This window comes from Streptomyces sp. NPDC001068, from assembly GCF_042897315.1.
In the GTDB taxonomy this organism is placed as follows: domain Bacteria; phylum Actinomycetota; class Actinomycetes; order Streptomycetales; family Streptomycetaceae; genus Streptomyces.
Map to the genome: position 1 here is coordinate 723,194 of NZ_JBIAYD010000001.1, position 16,883 is coordinate 740,076.

Consider the following 16,883-nt stretch of genomic DNA (forward strand, 5'->3'; position numbering starts at 1 on the left):
GGGTTCGTTGCCTAGAATTTGGCCCGAACACGACACACGAGGGGAGCGGTGACCGTGCGACGGGACTTCCAGGAGCCTGCCCGATGCCGCCCCGACCTGGTCATCGGCCGGGCGGAGCTGTTGTCGGCCGCCCGTGACCAGCTCGCCTCGGGCGGCAGCGTGCTCCTGCACGGGCCCGCCGGAATTGGGAAATCCACCGTCCTGCGAGCCCTGGAGACCGAATACTCCGGTGCCGCCCGCACCGTGCTGCGCTGCTCGGCCACCGAGTCCGAATCCCACCTTCCGTTTCTGGCCCTCGCCGACCTCTTCGGACTGGTCCTCGACGAGGTCGCGCCCCACCTGCCCGGCGCCCAGCGCACCGCCCTGGAGTCGGCGCTCACCGGCCGCGGCGAGTCCACCCTCCAGCGCGACGGCCTCGCCCTGCGCCTCGCGGTGCTCTCCACGCTGCGCGTGCTGGCCGCCGACGGGCCCGTGCTGATCGTCGCCGACGACCTCCAGTGGCTGGATCCGGCCAGCGCCGAACTCCTCGGCTTCGCCGCCCGCCGCCTCGGCGGCACCCCCGTCCAACTGCTCTGCGCGGTCCGCACCGAGGGCCAGGAGTACGACCGCCACCTACGCGCGTCACCGCCGGACACCGTCGCCGTGCGCCTCGGCCCGCTCACCCGCGCCCAGGTCGCCGACCTCCTCGACCTCCGCGGACACGCGGCGCTGACCCGGGCCGCGGTCCGGGAGATCCACCGCACCAGCGGCGGCAACCCGCTGTTCGCCCTGGAGCTCGGCCGCGCCCTCGCCGAGAACCCCACCCCGCCCCGGCCCGGCGAGCCACTGCCGGTGCCGACCTCGCTGCGTGCCCTGGTCCTCACCCGCCTGGACATGCTCTCCGTGGAGGCCCGCCGCACCCTCCTGGTGGCCAGTGCCGGCGCCCGGCCCACCCACGCCCTGCTGCACGCGGCCGGCCGGGAGAACGCCGAGGCCGAGTGCGCCCAGGCGGCCGAACTCGGGCTGCTGGCCACCGAGCCGGAAGGCCCCGCCGTGCGCTTCGCGCACCCGCTCATCTCCGCCGCGCTGTACGCCGAGGCGCCCGCCCAGGAGCGGCGGGCCGCGCACGCGGCACTGTCCACGGCCGCCTCCGACCCGATCGAACGGGCCCGGCACCTGGCCCTGGCCGCCACCGGCACCGACCCTGAGGTGGCCGCCCGGCTCGCCGAGGCCGCGGCCCAGGCCCGGGACCGGGGGGCGCCCTCGGTGGCCGCGCAGCTCGGGCTGCTCGCCGCCCGGCACACCCCCGGTGACAACCGGCCCGGCCCGGACGAGCGGCGGCTGCGGGCCGCCGAGGACGCGATCAGCGCCGGCGAGGTGGACCTCGCCCAGGACATCGCACGCGAGGTGCTCACCCGGGCCACCCGGCCCGTCGACCGGGTACGGGCCTGGATCCTGGTGATCGATTCCGCCGGCCACACCATGACCGAGGTCGACGCGGCCTTCCCGCACGCCCTCGCCGACGCCGGCGACGACCCGCGGCTGCTCGGCAAGGTCCACTACCAGCTGGCCTGGCGGGCCCTGATCGTGGAGGGCGACTTCACCGAGGCCCGGCGGGCGGCCGCGCACTCCGCGGGCCTCGCGGCACGCGGCGAGGACCGGCGCACCGAGTTGCTCGCGCTCTCCCTGCAGGCGCAGGTCGAGACCCTGATGGGCCATCCGGGGGCACCGGCCACCATCAAGCGCGCGCTGCGCGAACCGCAGGACCCCAGCGTGTCGTGCCATCACAACGGGGCCGGCAGCGCCCGGTTCCGCTGGCTGGTGATGGGCGACCAGCTGGCCGAGGCGCGGACCACGGTCACCGCGCTGCTGCGCGAGGTGCGCCGACGCGGCCAGGTGGAGAGCGAGGTGCACTTCCTGCGCGGGCTCGCCGAGACCGAACTGCGCTCCGGGCACTGCGGCCGGGCGCTCGACCTGGCCCGCGAGGGCCTGCACCTGGCCCATGACTGCGGGATCGGCGAGACCGCCTCGGCGATGCTCACCTCACTGGCCGAGTCCTCCGGCGGAGACGTGGACCGGGGGCTCGCGCTGGCCCGGGAGGCGGTGGACCACGCCGAGCAGGACGGCGACACCATGTACCTGTCCCGGGCGCTCGGCGCCCTCGGATACGCCCAGTTGGTGGCGGGCGACCCGGCGGGCACGGTGCGCTCGCTGCGCCGGGTGCGGGAGCTGGAGCGGAGCCTCGGCATCACCGACCCGGCCCGCGGCCGCTGGCAGGGCGACCTGGCCGAGGCACTGGTCCGGGTGGGTGAGACCGCCGAGGCGCAGGACGTCATCGACGTCACCCGGGAGCACGCGCTCAGACTCGGCCGGGAGAGTGTCCTCGCCGTGCTGGACCGGGCCGAGGCGCTGGTCCGGGCGGCGCACGGGGAGCACGAGGCGGCCGTCGCCCAGCTGACCTCGGCTCAGGACCGGTTCGCCAAACTGGGCTACGGCCTGGAGGAGGCCCGGGCCGCGTTCGCGCTGGCCTCGCTGCGCGAGCGGCGCTCCCCCACGGCGTACGACGAGGCCACCCGGCTGTTCCGCCGGTGCCGGGCGCTGCCGTGGCTGCGCCAGGTGGACGAGGCCGTGTCGGCCCCGGAGCCGCCGGTCGAGGCGCCGGCCGCGCTGGACGCCCTGGACGGGCTGGCCGCGATGGAGCGTCAGGTCGCCGCGCTGGTCATGGAGGGCGCCACCAACCGGGAGATCGCCGCCCGGCTGTTCGTCAGCGTCAAGACGGTGGAGGCGACCCTGACCCGGGTCTACCGCAAGCTGGGCATACGATCGCGGGTGGACATAGTCCGTTTGGCGGCAGGGCGGCGCGCGAAGTGAGAGCGCTCCCGGTTAACTGAGGCGGACCGAGGGTTTTCCCTCCCCCATCCCCCTAGGGGGTTCCCTCATTGGGAGGGTGGGGTTCCGCGTTCTAGCTTATGGATGTGCCGCTCGCCCGGGCATACGGGGGTCGGTCCCGCGACCCCCGTGCTCCCCCCACGCCCGCGCGACCCCCCACCGGCAACCCCCACTGAGGAGACTCATGTTCGGGCCAAACCGCGCCAGACAGACCGCCGCCGTGCTGGCGGCGACGGCTGCCGCCGCAGCGACTGCGCTGATCGCGTCCCCCACCGCGTCAGCAGCCCCGCAGCCGATCGTCGGCGGCACGACGACCACGACGACCGCGTACCCGTTCATGATGCAGATCACGGACGCGTCGGGCAGCCAGTTCTGCGGCGGCACCCTGGTCTCGGCCACCAAGGTGGTCACCGCGGCTCACTGCATGGAGGGCGAGACCACCAGCAGCGTCCGCGTGGTCGGCGGCCGGACGAACCTGAACGGCACCAACGGCACGGTGAGCCGGGTCGGCAAGATCTGGATCAACCCGGACTACACGGACGCCACCAACGGCGACGACGTGTCCGTCCTGACCCTCTCGACGGCGATGCCGTACACCCCGGCCTCGTACGTCACCTCCTCCCAGACCAGCCTGTACGCGGCCGGCACCACGGCCCGCATCCTCGGCTGGGGCACCACCTCGGAGAACGGCAGCTCCTCCAACCAGCTGCGGACGGCGACCGTCCCGGTCGTGTCCGACACCAGCTGCAAGAGCTCCTACGGTTCGGACTTCGTCCAGACCGACATGGTTTGCGCCGGATACACGTCCGGCGGCGTAGACACCTGCCAGGGCGACAGCGGCGGTCCCCTGCTCATCGGGGGCGTCCTGGCAGGGATCACTTCCTGGGGAGAGGGGTGCGCGGAGGCCGGTTACCCGGGTGTCTACACCCGGCTGACCACCTTCTCGAACCTGGTGACCGCACAGGTCGACTCGTAACCAGAAGACCTCCCGGGCATCGCCCGGGTGAGTGACCGGGGGGCGTTGCGGGCTTCCACGAGCAGCCCGCAGCGCCCCCTATCCACGTCCCGGACCGGCTACTTGTCGGCGGGCGGGCCGATCCCCGCCGTTCCCGGGCCGGTGCCGGCGGCGCCCGGCGGGGCGACGGCGGCCCGGGCCTTCTCGGCCGCCGCCAGCACCGCCCGCGCCTCGGGCAGCAGCCGCTCCCCCGCGCCGGTGAGCCGCACCCGGCGCGGCGAACGGTCGAACAGTTCGGCGCCCAGCTCCCGCTCCAGCCGCTGTATCTGCATGCTCACCGCGGACTGCACGATGTGCAGCCGGCCGGCGGCCCTCCCGAAGTGCAACTCCTCGGCGACGGCGACGAAGTAGGTGAGCTGCCGCAGTTCCATGGCCCCGACTCTAGAGGCACCGTCTGAATGTGCTCTGAACGAGTGGCGCGGATGCGGGGGTGACGGACCGGGCGGACGAGAGGTCAACGGCCCGAAGAGGGTACGACCGTCCCGAACCGGATGTCGTACGGCGTACCGGGGTGCAGGGTGGCCGTCATCCGCTCACCCTCCGCCAGCACCGCCGTCCGCTCGGCCCGGCTCAGCGGCCCGAAGGTCTCGACGACCAGGGTGTCGTCCACGGGCTTCCACGCGCCCGCCAGGAAACCGTCGACGAGCAGGGCGCGGTGGGGCTGGTTGCCCTGCCACAGGCGGCCCCGGTGCTCGGGCGGGACGACCCGGGTGCGGTCGGCGTGCGAGAGGAGGAGGTTGTCGTACTCGGGCAGGAAACGCGGCGGGGCGGGGGTCTCGGGGTCGGGGCGGGGGGCGTCGGGCAGGTCGAAGAGTTCGACGCCGCGCGCGTCCCGGAAGGTGAGGAGGCGGGGCCGGAGCCGTTCGAAGACCTCGCGCAGCCGGGTCAGTCCGGCCCAGGTCTGCATGTCCTTGACGGAGGCCGGTCCGAAGGCGGCGAGATAGCGCAGCACGGTCCCGTCCGGCGCCGGGGCGGGCGCGGCGGGACGGCCCAGCCAGTGCTCGGCGGTCGTCAGGGCGACCCGCCCGGACCGGCCCCACAGGCCCCGTGGGGGAACCTGGACGAGGGGCAGGGTGCAGCGGGCGGCGACGGCCAGGGACTGCGGGTCCGCTTCGGGCCACTGTGCGAGAAGGGCCTGGCGCAGTTCGGCCATGGTGCGCGGCTCGGCCTCGACCAGGTCGCGGGCGAGTGCGGCGAGCCGGCCCAGGTCGACGCCGGCGAGGCCCTTGCGGAAGGCGGTCAGCTCCCGGTCGCGGGCGGGCTGGACGAGCGGGCGCAGGGTACGGGCGTCGTCGGCGGTGTGGGTGTGGATGGTCGACCTCAGGGTGACGATCCGCACGACCCGGCGGTCCGCCATCAGCCGGGAGAGGTCATCGGGGCGGAAACCGTCGAGGCGGGCGGCGAGTGCCTGGTAGGGCGGCTTCACGTTCTGCGCCTGGAGGCCGACGAGGTGCGTCACGGCATCCTCGGCCGAACGGAGGGAGCGGCGCAGCAGGAACTGGCGGTCGAGGGTGGCACGGTTGAGGGCGCGGCTGCCGAGGAGCGGGCCGGGGGACGTCTTCGCCATGACGCGCACGCTAGCGTCCACCGAGGACGGATCCTGACCGCCTTCCCTCCCCGGTTCCCAGCCGTATGCCCCGTATATCCTGCTTCTGTCGTGCTCCTCTACCCTGCTTCTGTCGTGCTCCTCGGCCCGGCGGGACCCTCCGGGCCCCACCGATCCGCATCCGATCACTACGATCGCAGGGAACACCCCCGAGCACTCCCCACCGAGAGGCGGCCGCGATGTCCGAGCGACGCCCCAGCCCGGCCGCGAAGAACTCCGGGAACGGCCGGAACGGGCGGAGTGCCAGAAGGTCCGTCTGGCGCCGCGCCCTGCCGCCCGAGCAGGACACGGCCGAACTGCCGGAGCCGGGCTCCGGAACGGCGGGGCCGGGTGAGCCGCCGAGCGTGGTGGACGCGGCGCTGTACCGGGACGGGGTGCGGGTGTCGACGCCGGCGACCCTCGCGGAGACCTACCGCGAACTGCGCGACCAGCCCTCGGGGATGGCGTGGATCGGCCTGGCCCGCCCCACCTCGGACGAACTCCTCTCCCTGGCCGCCGAGTTCGACCTGCATCCGCTGGCGGTCGAGGACGCGATGGAGGCACACCAGCGCCCGAAGCTGGAGCGGTACGGCGAGACCCTGTTCGTCGTCCTGCGCGCCGCCCGCTATCTGGACGCGCCGGAGGAGGTCGACTTCGCCGAACTGCACGTCTTCGTGGGCCCGGACTTCGTGATCACGGTCCGGCACGGGGCGGCGCCGGACCTCTCGGCGGTCCGCCACCGCATGGAGGACAGCCCCGACCTGCTGGGGCTGGGCCCCGAGGCGGTCCTCTACGCGATACTCGACGCGGTGGTGGACGGCTACGTGCCCGTCGTCGAGGGCGTCCAGAACGACATCGACGAGATCGAGACGGAGGTCTTCCGCGGCGACCCGGAGGTCTCCCGCCGCATCTACGAACTCTCCCGCGAGACGGTCGAGTTCCAGCGCGCCACCCGGCCCCTGGTCGGCATGCTGCACAACCTGATCGCCGGGTTCGCCAAGTACGACACGGACGAGGAGCTCCAGCGCTACCTGCGCGACGTCGCCGACCACGTCACCCACATCAGCGAACGCGTCGACGGCTTCCGAGTGGCCCTCACGGAGATCCTCACGGTCAACGCGACCCTGGTCACGCAGCAGCAGAACGCGGAGATGAGGGCGCTGGCGGAAGCGGGCTTCGAACAGAACGAGGAGATCAAGAAGATTTCAAGCTGGGCCGCGATTCTCTTTGCTCCCACACTCGTAGGAACTATTTACGGCATGAACTTTGAGCACATGCCTGAGCTGGGATGGACCTTCGGATACCCCTTCGCGATCGGCCTCATGGGGGTCGTTTGCGCCAGTCTGTACGTGATTTTCAAGCGACGGGACTGGCTCTAGCCCCACGCGCCACACTCAAGTCCCTGTACACCCTTTGCTCACGCATCCGCTGCAGATCGGCTCAGGATCGGCCGTGGGGAGTCTCTGGGGAGAAGTGATGCGGGTGATCTCCTCGCCCTCACGAAGCCACGCCTTTGACCTGGCCCTTTGAGCGCCTGTCGACGCTGGGGAGAATCCGGGGAGAATCGAATGCCGCTGCTCGCCGTCCGCCAGGCACAACGACCCCGCCGTGTCTCGCCGTTCACCGGCTTCCGCCGCGCCGGCCTGCCCGAGGCACGTGACAGAGAGTGACGCAAAGACGCCGGCCTTGTGATCCGCCCACAACGACCGGCGTCCGATCCCCGGACTCGACCGGTCGTCGCAACACTGGTCGATCGATTGGCGCGGGGGGACCGCGGACTACCTCGCCATCCTGCGGTGAGCCCGCGGCCGGCCCCGGTCGCGGGGATCATTCCCGGTGCGCGGATGCGCCCCCCTGGTGTACGGAATGCCCTCGGTGATCACCAGGTACTCCACGTCGGGGCCGGGCGGACCCATGCGGAGCGATGGGGTGCGCGGGAGCACGAGGAAGCGACGGTTCGCGGTACCCGTTCCCGCGCCGCCGCTCATGCCGCGTCGTGCCGGGCGGCGATTTCGGTCACCGTGACCACGACGGTGACCGGCTCCGCGAGGCCGTGGGTGGCGAGGTGGGTGATGAGGGCGCCCGCCACCCGGTCGTGGACGTTTCGGGCGATGTCCAGCGCCCGCCGTCCCTCTGCCAGGACGCAGCGCACCTCGACGTGCCAGCCCGAACCGTCCGGCGCCCGGTCGGCGCGGATGCCGGCCTCGGGCCGCGTGGTGTCCGCCCGGGTGGGCGCGGCGGCTGCCGCGAGGCGCCGGGCGAGGCGGGGTTGCAGGGCGGCCACGCCAGGAACCGCGAGGGCCGCCTCGGCCGCTACGCCGAGGAGCGCGGTGGTGCGAGTGGCGCTCATCAGGCCCCACCGTCCGTCGCGAGGCGGGGACCCTGGGTCGGCTCCGGTTCCAGTACGTCCGCCACGGTGATGTCGACGGCTGTCACCGTGAGCCCCAGGTCCTGTCCGGCCGAGCGAAGGACCGTTCGGCGTACCTGGTGGACCCGGTCGGGCAGCGGGCGGTCGAGGGCGGCGGCCAGGGTCATGGTCACCCGCACGTCGGTGCCGTTGCCCTCGGGTATGAGCCGGCAGGTCGCGGCCCGGGAACCGGGGACCGTGTCCGCGGCCTGCCGCAGCACCTTCGCCGCGGCGCTCTCGGCGATCCGCAGGTCCCGGTCCCGGTCCCGGTCGGGGTCGGGGTCGGCCAGGGGCAGCAGTCGCCCGAACCGGGCCTCGGCCCTGACGACGTCCATGACCCGGTCGACGAGTGCGCGCAGGCCCGGGGGGTCCTTGTCGAGCAGCGCCCGGGCAGCCGCGTCCACCGTGGCCAGTCCGTCGACGGCCTCTCGGCAGTGCGGACAGGACACCGAGTGCGGGTCCGGGGCCGGCGGCGCGTCCCGTGCCTGTTCCCAGACCCGGCTCAGCAGACGGCCGCAGGAGAGCACCTCATCACCGGCGAACGGGGGCAAGTCGGCGGCGATCGAGACGTCGCGGGACCCGTCGGGTCCGGGAGGCCCCGGGTGCGGGCCGTTCAGCGCCATGGGCCCATCGCCTCCTGCAAGGATCTGCGTGCCCTGAAAAGTCTGCCGCGTACCGTCTGCTCGCCGGTGCGCGTCACGTCGGCTATCTCCTTGTAGGGCAGGCCCTGCACCTCCCGCAGGATCCAGCAGACCCGCTGTCCGGCGTCCAGGTCGGCAAGTGCGCAGGACAGTGCGGCCGTGGCCGCCTCCTGCTCGGCGGCCCGGGCGGGCTGGCTCCACGCGTCGCCCGCCGCGGGTTCGGCCACGGCGTCCAGGGGGACGGGCGGCGGCCTGCGACGTCGCATGGTCTGGCAGCGGTTGACGGTGATCCGGTACAGCCAGGTGTGGAACTCCGCGCCGTGCCGGTATTCCGGCAGGTGACGCCAAGCGCTGATGAAGGCGTCCTGGACGGCCTCTTCAGCGTCCTGCGGGTTGCCCAGCATGCAGCGGGCCAGGGTCAGCAGGGACTGGCTGTGCCGCTGGACCAGCACGGCGAACGAGTCGTCGTCCCCCTCGGCCGCCCGTACGGCCAGGAGTCGGTCCGGCAGGTCGCCTTCCGACGGGTCATGCCCCGACGCCGGGAGAACAGCATTTTCGATCATGACGCCCTCACACACGGCTTGGACCTGCCGAGTACCCGACAGGCAGCACGTGACCCACATCACATTCGCCGAGTGTGAGGATCATGGCGCCCGCTATGTCCAATCCATCGGAGGACGCCGCACCGGTGTCCGAGCGACCGATCGAGGCGACCGCCATGACGGACAACATCACCAGTGTCGGCAGGAGCAGCCGGCCCGAGACAGGCGTGAGCGCGCTCAAGGGCCGCACCGGGGCCGGGGCTCCGGCCGAGACGCGGGGCAGGACCACCATCGCCGACGGTGTGGTGGCCAAGATCGCGGGCATGGCCGCCCGCGAGGTACCGGGCATCTACAACCTGGGAGCGGGCATGGCCCGCGCCTTCGGCGCCATGCGGGAACGCGTCCCCGGCGCTGCGGGAGGGGGAGCGGTCACCCGCGGCGTCAAGGTCGAGGTCGGTGAGCGGCAGGCCGCACTGGACCTGGACGTCGTCGTCGAGTACGGCGTTTCCATCGTCGACGTCGCGGGCGGCGTGCGCACCAACGTCATCAACGCCGTGGAGCGGATGACGGGCCTGGAGGTCGTCGAGGTGAACATCGTCGTCGACGACGTCCACCTCCCCGACGACGAGGAGGAGGAGACCGAACCGGACGAGGGCCGCGTCAGGTGACCGCCGCCGGGACCACCGCCGTGTCCTCGGGCATGAGCGGACGACCATGGCGCAAGGGCACACTCGCGAGACGGGTGAGGGCAAGATGAACACAGCGACGACCGGCCTCGCAGCCGGCATGGCCCTGGGTTTCGCCGGCTACTTCGGCGGCTTCTGGGCGTTTCTGCTGGTGCTGGTCCTGGGCGCGGCGGGGCTGATCGTCGGCCTCGTCGTACAGGGCGACCTCGACCTCCGGACACGGAGGCAGCGGTGAAGACCCGGCCCGGTTCCCCCGGCGAGGGGTCGGTTCCACCGGCGCCGGCCGGCGGGCTGCCGCCCCCGGCCGAGCGGGGCGCCACCCTCATCCCGGACAGGGTGGTCGCCCGCATCGCCGCGCAGGCCGCGCGCGCGGCGCAGTCGCGGCGGGCCGCCGTACCGCACGATCGGGGCGGATCCGCGGCACCCGACGCCTCCGCCGCCGTCCGGAGCGGATCGGTGCGCCTGCATCTGACCGTGGACCTGCCCTACCCCACCGACATCCCCCGTGTCTGCGAGCGGATCCAGCGGGACGTCGCCGAACGGGTCGCCCAGCTGACCGGGCTGCGGGTGGGAGAGGTCCTCCTCACCGTCCGGCGGCTGGTGACCGCCGCCGACTCCCGTCGGGGGCGGGTCCGTTGACGGGCCGGGCGGCCCGGGTCACCGGTCACACCGTGCAGGAAGGGCGATCGCGATGACACCCGATCCACGTCCCGCGGGCCGCGCCTCCGTGTCGTCCGCGGACCGGTCCGCAGTACCGCTGACAAAGGAGCCCGACCCCCCGGAGGGTGACGTGTCCGCCTCGGACCTCACGGCCGGTGAGCGCGGAGAAGGGCACCGAACCCATCGTGGGTGGTCGGCGCGCCGCATCTCGGCGGCGCTGGTCGCCGCGGTGATCCTCGTGGCCGCGGTCGCAGCGCTCGTCGACGTCGTCGCCGTACGGGCGGGACGTCCGGCCGCGGCCTGGCGACGGCACCTGGCCGACGAACTGGCAACCCGTCCGGTGGACGACGTGTGGATACTGACGGGCGCCGCCGTGGCGGCCGCTGTCGGCGTCTGGCTGATCGTCCTGGCCCTCACCCCCGGCCAGCGCCGTTGGCTGCCCCTGCGCTCCCCCGCCGGCCGCCCGCGGGTGCGGGCCTTCGTGGACCGCGACGGGGCCGCCCTCCTGCTGCGTGACGCCGCCATGCGGGTTCCCGGAGTCGGCGCGACGCACGTCCTGGTGGGCCGCCACCGCATCAAAGCTCGCGCGGACGTCCGCTTCCGCGACCCCCGGCAGGTGAGGGACGACCTCACCGCCGTCCTCGACGAGGAACGCGACCGACTGGCCCTCGCACGTCCTCCCCGCATCGCCGTACGGGTGCGGCGAGGCTCCCACTGACGCAGCACCCGTAGCCACCGGAGCCCGCCATGACACCGCGATCCGCACTCAACCGCACCCTGCTGGCCCTCGCCGGACTGGTCCTCCTCGGCGGCGGACTGCTCATCCTCTTCGCCGGACTGGACCTCTACCGGCGGCACGGTCTGGCCCCGCCCGCCGGCTGGCCCCTGACCCACCCGGCCGACGTCCTGCTCGGCTCCGCCGACCGGGCCCGCTGGAGCGGCCAGGGCTGGTGGTGGTGGCCCGCGGTCATCGCCGCCCTCGCCCTCATCGCCCTGCTCGCCCTGTGGTGGCTGCTCGCCCAGCTGAGCCGACGCCGCCCCGGCTCCCTGACCGTCGGCGGACCCACCCCACAGGAGGGCGTCGAACTACGCGACCGCGCACTCAGCGACGCGATCGCGAACGAAGCCGGTGCCCTGCCAGGGGTAGGCCACGCGGCCGTACTCATCACCGGCCGGCCGGGCCGCCCCCGCACCCACACGCACATCAGGCTCACCCTCACCCCCGAGGGCGCGCCCGGCGCCACTCTCGGCGCCCTGTGCGAAGGCCCGCTCAGCACCGCGCGTCGGTCCACCGGCGATATCGACATGCCCGCCGAGGTCCGCCTACAGGTCAGCCGCCACGGTCCACACCGCGTGGAGTAGGGAGGAGAGAGCGCGGCCGTTCCCGCCGACGCCCTCGCGGCCCAGAGCAGTTCGCGCGCGTCGGCACCACTCCCCGAAGGAGAGATCATGATCATCCTGGGTGCGATGGGAGACACCGTCGCCCGGCGACGCCGGATCGACCTCTCCGTCGTCGTCCGCCGCCGCGCACGTCCTGGCGGGGTCGGCGCCGTCTGCCGGTCTGCCCGCGGCCCGGATCACCGCTCTGCAGGGCAACTGTCCCGCCCACCGGTGGTGGCTGAGGCCGCCGCCGGTGCCGACCAGCCGCCGCGGCTCGGCCGGGGCGCGCTCGACGGCCGTGGTGCCGGTCACCGCCGTACGAGCGCACATTCGACTCGTCGGGGAGTCGGTGGGTCGGCCCCCACGATCCGGGCGGAACTTCCACACCGCGTCGGCCGGTGAGTCTCCGTCGGGAGTTCGTATGCACCGCACCTTTGAAGATCCGCAAGCACGTCCGCCCCGGGCCACGGCGCTGACGGGCGGTGAGCGGCAGGGACCCGCGGGGGGCTCCACCCGGCCGGAGCGCTTCGGGGAGGAGTTTCTGGGAGTCATGTTGGACCAGGGGCACGAGTTGCCACCGCATCAGCTCGGTCCGCTCGTCGCACGACAGATCGGCAGGCTCGACGGCCGCGAGACCTCGATCTTCTTGCAGGACTACGGACAGGTGTGGCTCGTCCCCCTGCCGGGTGACGGGCTGGCGGCCGGCGAACCGCAGCCGATCGACGGCTCCGATGCCGGTCGCGCCTTCCAGGAGGCGCGTCCCGTCGAGGTGCCGCAGGCCGGCGGCGTGCGGGTCTATCTGCCCCTGCTGGACGGTGGCGACCAGGTGGGCGTCATGGCCGTCACCCTGGCCCGCCTCCAGGACGACGAGCGGCGACTGCTGTGCAGGCTCGCCTCACTCGTGGCCGACATGCTGGTGACCAAGCACGGTTACACCGATCTGTTCTTCCGGCTGCGCCGCAGGGAACCGATGAGTGTGGCGGCGGAGATCCAGTGGTCGCTGCTGCCACCGCTTGCGATGTCGACGCCCCGGGTCGAGCTGGCCGGGATGCTGGAACCCGCCTACGACGTGGCCGGCGACAGCTTCGACTACGCTCTGAACGGCGACGTCCTGCATGTGGCCATGGTCGACGCGATGGGCCACGGACTGGATGCCGCCGCGATGGCCACGGTCGTCATCGGAGCGTACCGGCACGCCCGGCGCATCAGCGTCGGCCTGTCGGAGATCTATGCGTTCATGGACCGGGCCGTCGCCGGGCAGTTCGGCCCCGACCACTTCGTGACCGCTCAGATGATGCGGCTCAACACGGCCACGGGCAGGCTTCAGTGGGTCAACGCCGGGCATCCCGCTCCTCTGTTGATCCGTGGACACCGTGTCGTACGACGGCTGCACGGCCCGACGACGCTGCCCATCGGCTTCGGCGGTCACGAACCCCGGATCAGTGAAGCGGATCTCGCCCCCGGCGACCGGATCATGTGTTTCACCGACGGACTGATAGAGGAGCGCGATCTCGGCGGCGAGGAGTTCGGTGAGGAGCAGCTCATCGGGTGGGTGAACCGCCTTGAGCCCACGGCCCGACAGATCCGGACGGTGGCGCGCTCCCTCTCCCACACGCTGCGACGGGCGCGGGGCGGGATCACCACGGACGATGCGACACTCCTGCTGATCGAATGGCGCGGAAGCGCCGCCGAGGGCCTCGCCCTCCTCGAGTGAACCCGCCGTCACACACCCAGGGACACGGCCGACGGCACGCAACTCCCGCCCCCCGAGATCACCGCCGCCACCCAGGACGGCCGCCCCCGCGGATCAGGCGGTTCGCTCCCGACCAGGTCGACCCCAACGGCTACGCTCCTGAGCCGTTCGGGAAGCCGCGCGTCGCGCCCACGCGGGGCACCGATCCCGACTGTGGTAGTCGACAGGTATGCCGAAGAAGTCCCCGAGTGCCGCAGGCCCTTCCTCTCTCTTCGAGCGGCTGGGGCGTCTGTTCGGCCATTCACCGGTCGGACGCGGCTGGCGCCGCAGCGGCGATCTGCAACTGGGGCAGCGCTCGCTGGGCTTCGCGGCCCTGGGATTCCTCACGCTGGTCCCGCTGCTGACCATTGTCTCCTCTGCCGACCCGGAGCATGGCCGGGGATTCGCGCAGTGGCTCGGGGAAGGACTCGGCGTGTCGACGAACGCCAGGAGACATGTGGAGCAGTTGTTCACCAGCCCCACTCAGGCCCTGCGGACCACGACCGCCTTCGGAATCGCCGTCCTCGCCGCCTTCGGCCTGACCTTCGGGGCCGCGGTGCAGTCCGGCTACGAAAAGGTCTGGGACCTGCCCCAGGCCCGCTGGTGGGCCAGATGGCGCCACGTGGTGTGGCTCGGCGTACTCGTCGGCTACCTCTTCGCCTCCGCCACCACGACGCTGCGACCCCAGTCCCTGGCCGGGGCGTTCGCCGCGTCCCTGAGCGCCGTCCTGTTCTTCTGGTGGTCGCAGCGCACACTGCTCGGCGGACGGGTTCGCTGGCGCGCCCTGCTGCCCGGCGCGGTGGCCACCGCGGTCGGGCTGCTCGGTCTCAGGGTCTTCTCCCGGCTCGTCTACTCGCCGCTGATCGCGTCCAGCGTCATCACCTACGGTCCCGTTGGCACCGTCCTTGTCATCCAGTCCTGGCTGGTCGGTGTGGGCACTGTCGTCTTCGGCGGTGCTCTGGTCGGCCGGCTCCTTCACGAGGAACTCCCGCGCGTGGCGTGCGCGCTGAAGCGGCGAGGATGAGACGGGACCTCAATGCCCGAGGCCGCTTGACTCGCCTCACCTCGCCGGTGGACGGTCCCGCGTCCCTGTCGCCCACGTGGGCCCGGTGATCACTCCTCCTCTTCCTCGTCCTGCTCCTCCTCGTCCTGTTCGCCGTCAGCGGCTCGTTCGTCCTCGTCTTCCTCGTATTCCTCCTCCTCGTCCTCTTCCTCTGGATATTCGTCCTCTGGATACTCGTCCTCGGGGTATTCCTCGTCGGTGTCGTCCTCGGCGCCTTCCTCCTCGTCGGCGGCCTCTTCCTCCTCGATGGCCTCCTCGTGGGTACGGACCACCTCGCCGTCGCGGATTTCACCACGCCAGCCTTCCGGCTCCTCGTTGGTGAGGGTGACGTAGCGCTGGAAGTGCTTGAAATCCAGCCGCAGGCGCCGCCCCTGAGCGCGCCAGATGTTGCCGGTCTTCTCGAAGAGACCGGAAGGGTAGTACTCGACGACCAGGACGATGCGCGTCAGCGTGGGAGTCAGTTCGTGAAAGCTGACACAGCCGCGTGTGGTGCCCTTGGCCCCCTCCGAGGTCCACACGATGCGTTCGTCCGGGATCTGTTCCTGGGTCGTGGCCTTCCATCCGCGGGTGGAGGGCCCGACCTTCACCTTCCAGTCGCTGTCGGCCTCCTTGCCCTTGGAGGCGCTGCGGACGCCCTTGGTGAAACCGCTGAACTTCTCGTACTGGGTCCAGTGGTCGTAGGCGTCGCGTATCGGTATGCCTACATCCAGCACCTCAATGATGTTCATGACCTTCGTCGTGCCGGACCCACGGCCCTTGCCTCCGCCGCCGCCGAACGCCTCTTTGACCTTGCCGAACAGGTTGTCCTTGACGCTTTTCGCCTTCTCGCCGATCAGAGCCTTCAGCGGTGAATCACCTTGGAGCATCCGCATACCGGCCTTGGGGAGCACCCCGCCGTTCTCAGCCACGCCCGTGAGTCCGCTGGTGATGTCACCCAGTTTGTCGCCAGCCTTGTCAGCCAGGTTCTCCACCTGGGCTCCCACGAAGCTCTTGAACGCGCCGCGCAGCTGGTCAAGTCCCGAGCTCTCCTCGCGTCTGGAGTCGCGTGCATGATCGGCCATGGATCTACCTCCGCCGCCCGGGGGATGTCTTCTTCGCGGTCGTCTTCTTCGCGGTCGTCTTCTTGGCCGTCGTCTTCCTCGCCGCGGCCTTCTTGGGCGGGACCGTGGACTTCCTCGCCCCTGGTGCCTTCTTCGCCGGAGTCGCCTTCTTGGCAGGACTCGCCTTCTTGGCAGGAGTCGCCTTCCTCGCAGGACTCGCCTTCCTCGCAGGACTCGCCTTCTTGGACGGTGCCTCGCGAGCGGCGGGCTTCTCGGGGCGACGCCCACGGCCGCGATCGTGCCGGGCGCTCCCCTTGTGGTCCGTGTCCGGCTGCCGGGCCGCGCGACGGCGGCGCGCGGGCTCTTGCGGCTCCTCCTCTTCCTCCCCTTCTTCTTCCAACTCCTCCTCAGGTTCTTCTTCCTCGTCCTCCTCGTACGCGTCTTCGGCCTCTTCCTCTTCCTCCTCGGGCTCCTCCTCTTCCTCCTCGTACTCGTCATCCGGCTCTTCGTCTTCGTCCTGCGGCTCCTCCTCCTCGCCCCTGCCGCCTACGCGCTCGGTGCGCTGGTGGAGAGCGCCTGCCAGATCGGCGAGCTTGCGGTCGGCGACCGCGCTCAGCGCCTTGCGCCCCGCTTCCAACGCCTCGCCGCGCAGCTGTTCGTTGAGATCGGCGAACTGGGGAAGCTCTCGCAGTCTCTTGACTCCCTCCGTCAGCAACTGTTGTGGTTCCAGCCCGAACCGGCGGCCGGCGAGATAGGTCGCCGCACCGAACGCGACCCGCCCCTTCTTCGTCCGGCCCAGCACGTACCCACCGAGAACGGCGGCGGCGAGAGCGATCTTGGGTACATCAGCCATCGGATTTCCCTTTCGAAGGGCTGCCGGGCGTACGCTCCGGCCTGCGCGGGACGCCCTCGCAAGGGTCTCGCGCCTCGCAGGCGGAGGATTCGAATGGAGCAGTGGCCCACGGCCACGCTCATCACTCCGCTTCTCCAAGTCTGTGCGGAGACGCCAGCAGCCGCACGCGGAGAGCGGAACTTCACCGGACAGCGGCACTCACCTCGCCTCAGACGGCGGTGAACAGGACCGCGGCAGCTGGAAGGTGCGGGGTGGTTCGTCGACTCGCCATTGGAAGGCGGCAGTTGAGGATCGGCTCCCGGGCGGCGGCATCTCGCAGGGTCCGGCACCGCGGAAGGTACCGGGCGATGGAAAGGCCGGGGAGGCCCCGGGGCCTTCGGCCTCTCCGATCCCCGCCCCTACCGGAAGTAT

General features: G+C 72.0%; 16 protein-coding genes and 1 pseudogene. 10 read left to right on the forward strand and 7 right to left on the reverse strand.

Going from position 1 to position 16,883, the window contains the following annotated elements; all coding sequences use genetic code 11:
- Positions 1 to 48: 48 nt before the first annotated feature.
- Together ACFY3I_RS03145 and ACFY3I_RS03150 are read left to right on the forward strand one after the other, a co-directional pair.
- Positions 49 to 2,850 (forward strand): AAA family ATPase, encoded by a 2,802-nt coding sequence (locus ACFY3I_RS03145; protein WP_390859077.1) that lies wholly within the window; start codon positions 49 to 51, stop codon positions 2,848 to 2,850.
- A 202-nt stretch (positions 2,851 to 3,052) separates the two neighbouring features.
- Positions 3,053 to 3,844, forward strand: coding sequence for a S1 family peptidase (locus ACFY3I_RS03150; RefSeq protein ID WP_390859078.1), 792 nt, complete (start codon positions 3,053 to 3,055; stop codon positions 3,842 to 3,844).
- A 125-nt stretch (positions 3,845 to 3,969) separates the two neighbouring features.
- On the opposite strand, the pseudogene ACFY3I_RS03155 reads toward ACFY3I_RS03150, so the two are convergent.
- Together ACFY3I_RS03155 and ACFY3I_RS03160 are read right to left on the reverse strand one after the other, a co-directional pair.
- A pseudogene (locus ACFY3I_RS03155) lies at positions 3,970 to 4,254 on the reverse strand (LysR family transcriptional regulator); the annotation flags it as partial.
- Positions 4,255 to 4,337: 83 nt separating this feature from the next.
- A complete protein-coding gene (locus ACFY3I_RS03160) occupies positions 4,338 to 5,450 on the reverse strand; it encodes a winged helix DNA-binding domain-containing protein (protein ID WP_390859079.1) in 1,113 nt (370 codons plus the stop codon).
- A 218-nt stretch (positions 5,451 to 5,668) separates the two neighbouring features.
- Here ACFY3I_RS03160 and ACFY3I_RS03165 point away from each other — a divergent pair, with 218 nt between their 5' ends.
- Positions 5,669 to 6,847, forward strand: a complete 1,179-nt coding sequence (locus tag ACFY3I_RS03165; RefSeq protein ID WP_390859080.1) for a magnesium and cobalt transport protein CorA — start codon at positions 5,669 to 5,671, stop codon at positions 6,845 to 6,847.
- Positions 6,848 to 7,452: 605 nt separating this feature from the next.
- Here the strand turns inward: ACFY3I_RS03165 and ACFY3I_RS03170 are convergent.
- The 3 genes from ACFY3I_RS03170 to ACFY3I_RS03180 are packed head-to-tail and all read right to left on the reverse strand — an operon-like array spanning position 7,453 to position 9,079.
- A complete protein-coding gene (locus tag ACFY3I_RS03170) occupies positions 7,453 to 7,818 on the reverse strand; it encodes a hypothetical protein (protein WP_390859081.1) in 366 nt (121 codons plus the stop codon).
- Entirely contained in the window at positions 7,818 to 8,498 is a 681-nt protein-coding gene (locus tag ACFY3I_RS03175; protein ID WP_390859082.1) for a hypothetical protein, read from the reverse strand. Before ACFY3I_RS03175 ends, ACFY3I_RS03170 begins: the two co-directional genes overlap by 1 nt.
- Positions 8,489 to 9,079, reverse strand: a complete 591-nt coding sequence (locus ACFY3I_RS03180) for an RNA polymerase sigma factor (RefSeq protein ID WP_390859083.1) — start codon at positions 9,077 to 9,079, stop codon at positions 8,489 to 8,491. Before ACFY3I_RS03180 ends, ACFY3I_RS03175 begins: the two co-directional genes overlap by 10 nt.
- Before the next feature lie 155 nt (positions 9,080 to 9,234).
- On the opposite strand from ACFY3I_RS03180, the gene ACFY3I_RS03185 reads away from it, so the two are divergent.
- The 7 genes from ACFY3I_RS03185 to ACFY3I_RS03215 all read left to right on the forward strand — a co-directional run bounded on the left by ACFY3I_RS03185 (position 9,235) and on the right by ACFY3I_RS03215 (position 14,540).
- Positions 9,235 to 9,726 carry an Asp23/Gls24 family envelope stress response protein gene (locus ACFY3I_RS03185; RefSeq protein WP_390859421.1) on the forward strand — a complete coding sequence of 164 codons (492 nt, stop codon included), beginning with the start codon at positions 9,235 to 9,237 and terminating at the stop codon, positions 9,724 to 9,726.
- Between the two features lie 85 nt (positions 9,727 to 9,811).
- On the forward strand, positions 9,812 to 9,979 hold the full coding sequence (locus tag ACFY3I_RS03190) for a hypothetical protein (protein WP_030645371.1): 168 nt from the start codon (positions 9,812 to 9,814) through the stop codon (positions 9,977 to 9,979).
- Positions 9,976 to 10,383: an Asp23/Gls24 family envelope stress response protein gene (locus ACFY3I_RS03195; protein WP_390859084.1), complete on the forward strand. Its 408-nt coding sequence runs from the start codon at positions 9,976 to 9,978 to the stop codon at positions 10,381 to 10,383. Before ACFY3I_RS03190 ends, ACFY3I_RS03195 begins: the two co-directional genes overlap by 4 nt.
- A 151-nt stretch (positions 10,384 to 10,534) precedes the next feature.
- Positions 10,535 to 11,122, forward strand: a complete 588-nt coding sequence (locus ACFY3I_RS03200) for a DUF6286 domain-containing protein (protein WP_390859085.1) — start codon at positions 10,535 to 10,537, stop codon at positions 11,120 to 11,122.
- A gap of 29 nt (positions 11,123 to 11,151) precedes the next feature.
- Positions 11,152 to 11,766 (forward strand): alkaline shock response membrane anchor protein AmaP, encoded by a 615-nt coding sequence (locus ACFY3I_RS03205; protein WP_390859086.1) that lies wholly within the window; start codon positions 11,152 to 11,154, stop codon positions 11,764 to 11,766.
- 568 nt (positions 11,767 to 12,334) lie between these two features.
- Positions 12,335 to 13,498: a PP2C family protein-serine/threonine phosphatase gene (locus ACFY3I_RS03210; protein WP_390859087.1), complete on the forward strand. Its 1,164-nt coding sequence runs from the start codon at positions 12,335 to 12,337 to the stop codon at positions 13,496 to 13,498.
- A gap of 208 nt (positions 13,499 to 13,706) precedes the next feature.
- On the forward strand, positions 13,707 to 14,540 hold the full coding sequence (locus ACFY3I_RS03215; RefSeq protein WP_390859088.1) for a YhjD/YihY/BrkB family envelope integrity protein: 834 nt from the start codon (positions 13,707 to 13,709) through the stop codon (positions 14,538 to 14,540).
- Between the two features lie 89 nt (positions 14,541 to 14,629).
- On the opposite strand, the gene ACFY3I_RS03220 is transcribed toward ACFY3I_RS03215, so the two are convergent.
- Positions 14,630 to 15,640 (reverse strand): SRPBCC family protein, encoded by a 1,011-nt coding sequence (locus ACFY3I_RS03220; RefSeq protein WP_390859089.1) that lies wholly within the window; start codon positions 15,638 to 15,640, stop codon positions 14,630 to 14,632.
- 4 nt (positions 15,641 to 15,644) lie between these two features.
- Positions 15,645 to 16,472: a histone protein gene (locus ACFY3I_RS03225; RefSeq protein ID WP_390859090.1), complete on the reverse strand. Its 828-nt coding sequence runs from the start codon at positions 16,470 to 16,472 to the stop codon at positions 15,645 to 15,647.
- Positions 16,473 to 16,883 lie beyond the last annotated feature (411 nt).

Coding starts and splice junctions, on each gene's coding strand:
- ACFY3I_RS03205 (WP_390859086.1), top strand. CDS start 11,152: ATGACACCGCGATCCGCACTCAACCGCACCCTGCTGGCCCTCGCCGGA.
- ACFY3I_RS03210 (WP_390859087.1), top strand. CDS start 12,335: ATGTTGGACCAGGGGCACGAGTTGCCACCGCATCAGCTCGGTCCGCTC.
- ACFY3I_RS03215 (WP_390859088.1), top strand. CDS start 13,707: ATGCCGAAGAAGTCCCCGAGTGCCGCAGGCCCTTCCTCTCTCTTCGAG.
- ACFY3I_RS03190 (WP_030645371.1), top strand. CDS start 9,812: ATGAACACAGCGACGACCGGCCTCGCAGCCGGCATGGCCCTGGGTTTC.
- ACFY3I_RS03170 (WP_390859081.1), bottom strand. CDS start 7,818: ATGAGCGCCACTCGCACCACCGCGCTCCTCGGCGTAGCGGCCGAGGCG.
- ACFY3I_RS03185 (WP_390859421.1), top strand. CDS start 9,235: ATGACGGACAACATCACCAGTGTCGGCAGGAGCAGCCGGCCCGAGACA.
- ACFY3I_RS03225 (WP_390859090.1), bottom strand. CDS start 16,472: ATGGCTGATGTACCCAAGATCGCTCTCGCCGCCGCCGTTCTCGGTGGG.
- ACFY3I_RS03160 (WP_390859079.1), bottom strand. CDS start 5,450: ATGGCGAAGACGTCCCCCGGCCCGCTCCTCGGCAGCCGCGCCCTCAAC.
- ACFY3I_RS03165 (WP_390859080.1), top strand. CDS start 5,669: ATGTCCGAGCGACGCCCCAGCCCGGCCGCGAAGAACTCCGGGAACGGC.
- ACFY3I_RS03150 (WP_390859078.1), top strand. CDS start 3,053: ATGTTCGGGCCAAACCGCGCCAGACAGACCGCCGCCGTGCTGGCGGCG.
- ACFY3I_RS03220 (WP_390859089.1), bottom strand. CDS start 15,640: ATGGCCGATCATGCACGCGACTCCAGACGCGAGGAGAGCTCGGGACTT.
- ACFY3I_RS03180 (WP_390859083.1), bottom strand. CDS start 9,079: ATGATCGAAAATGCTGTTCTCCCGGCGTCGGGGCATGACCCGTCGGAA.
- ACFY3I_RS03175 (WP_390859082.1), bottom strand. CDS start 8,498: ATGGCGCTGAACGGCCCGCACCCGGGGCCTCCCGGACCCGACGGGTCC.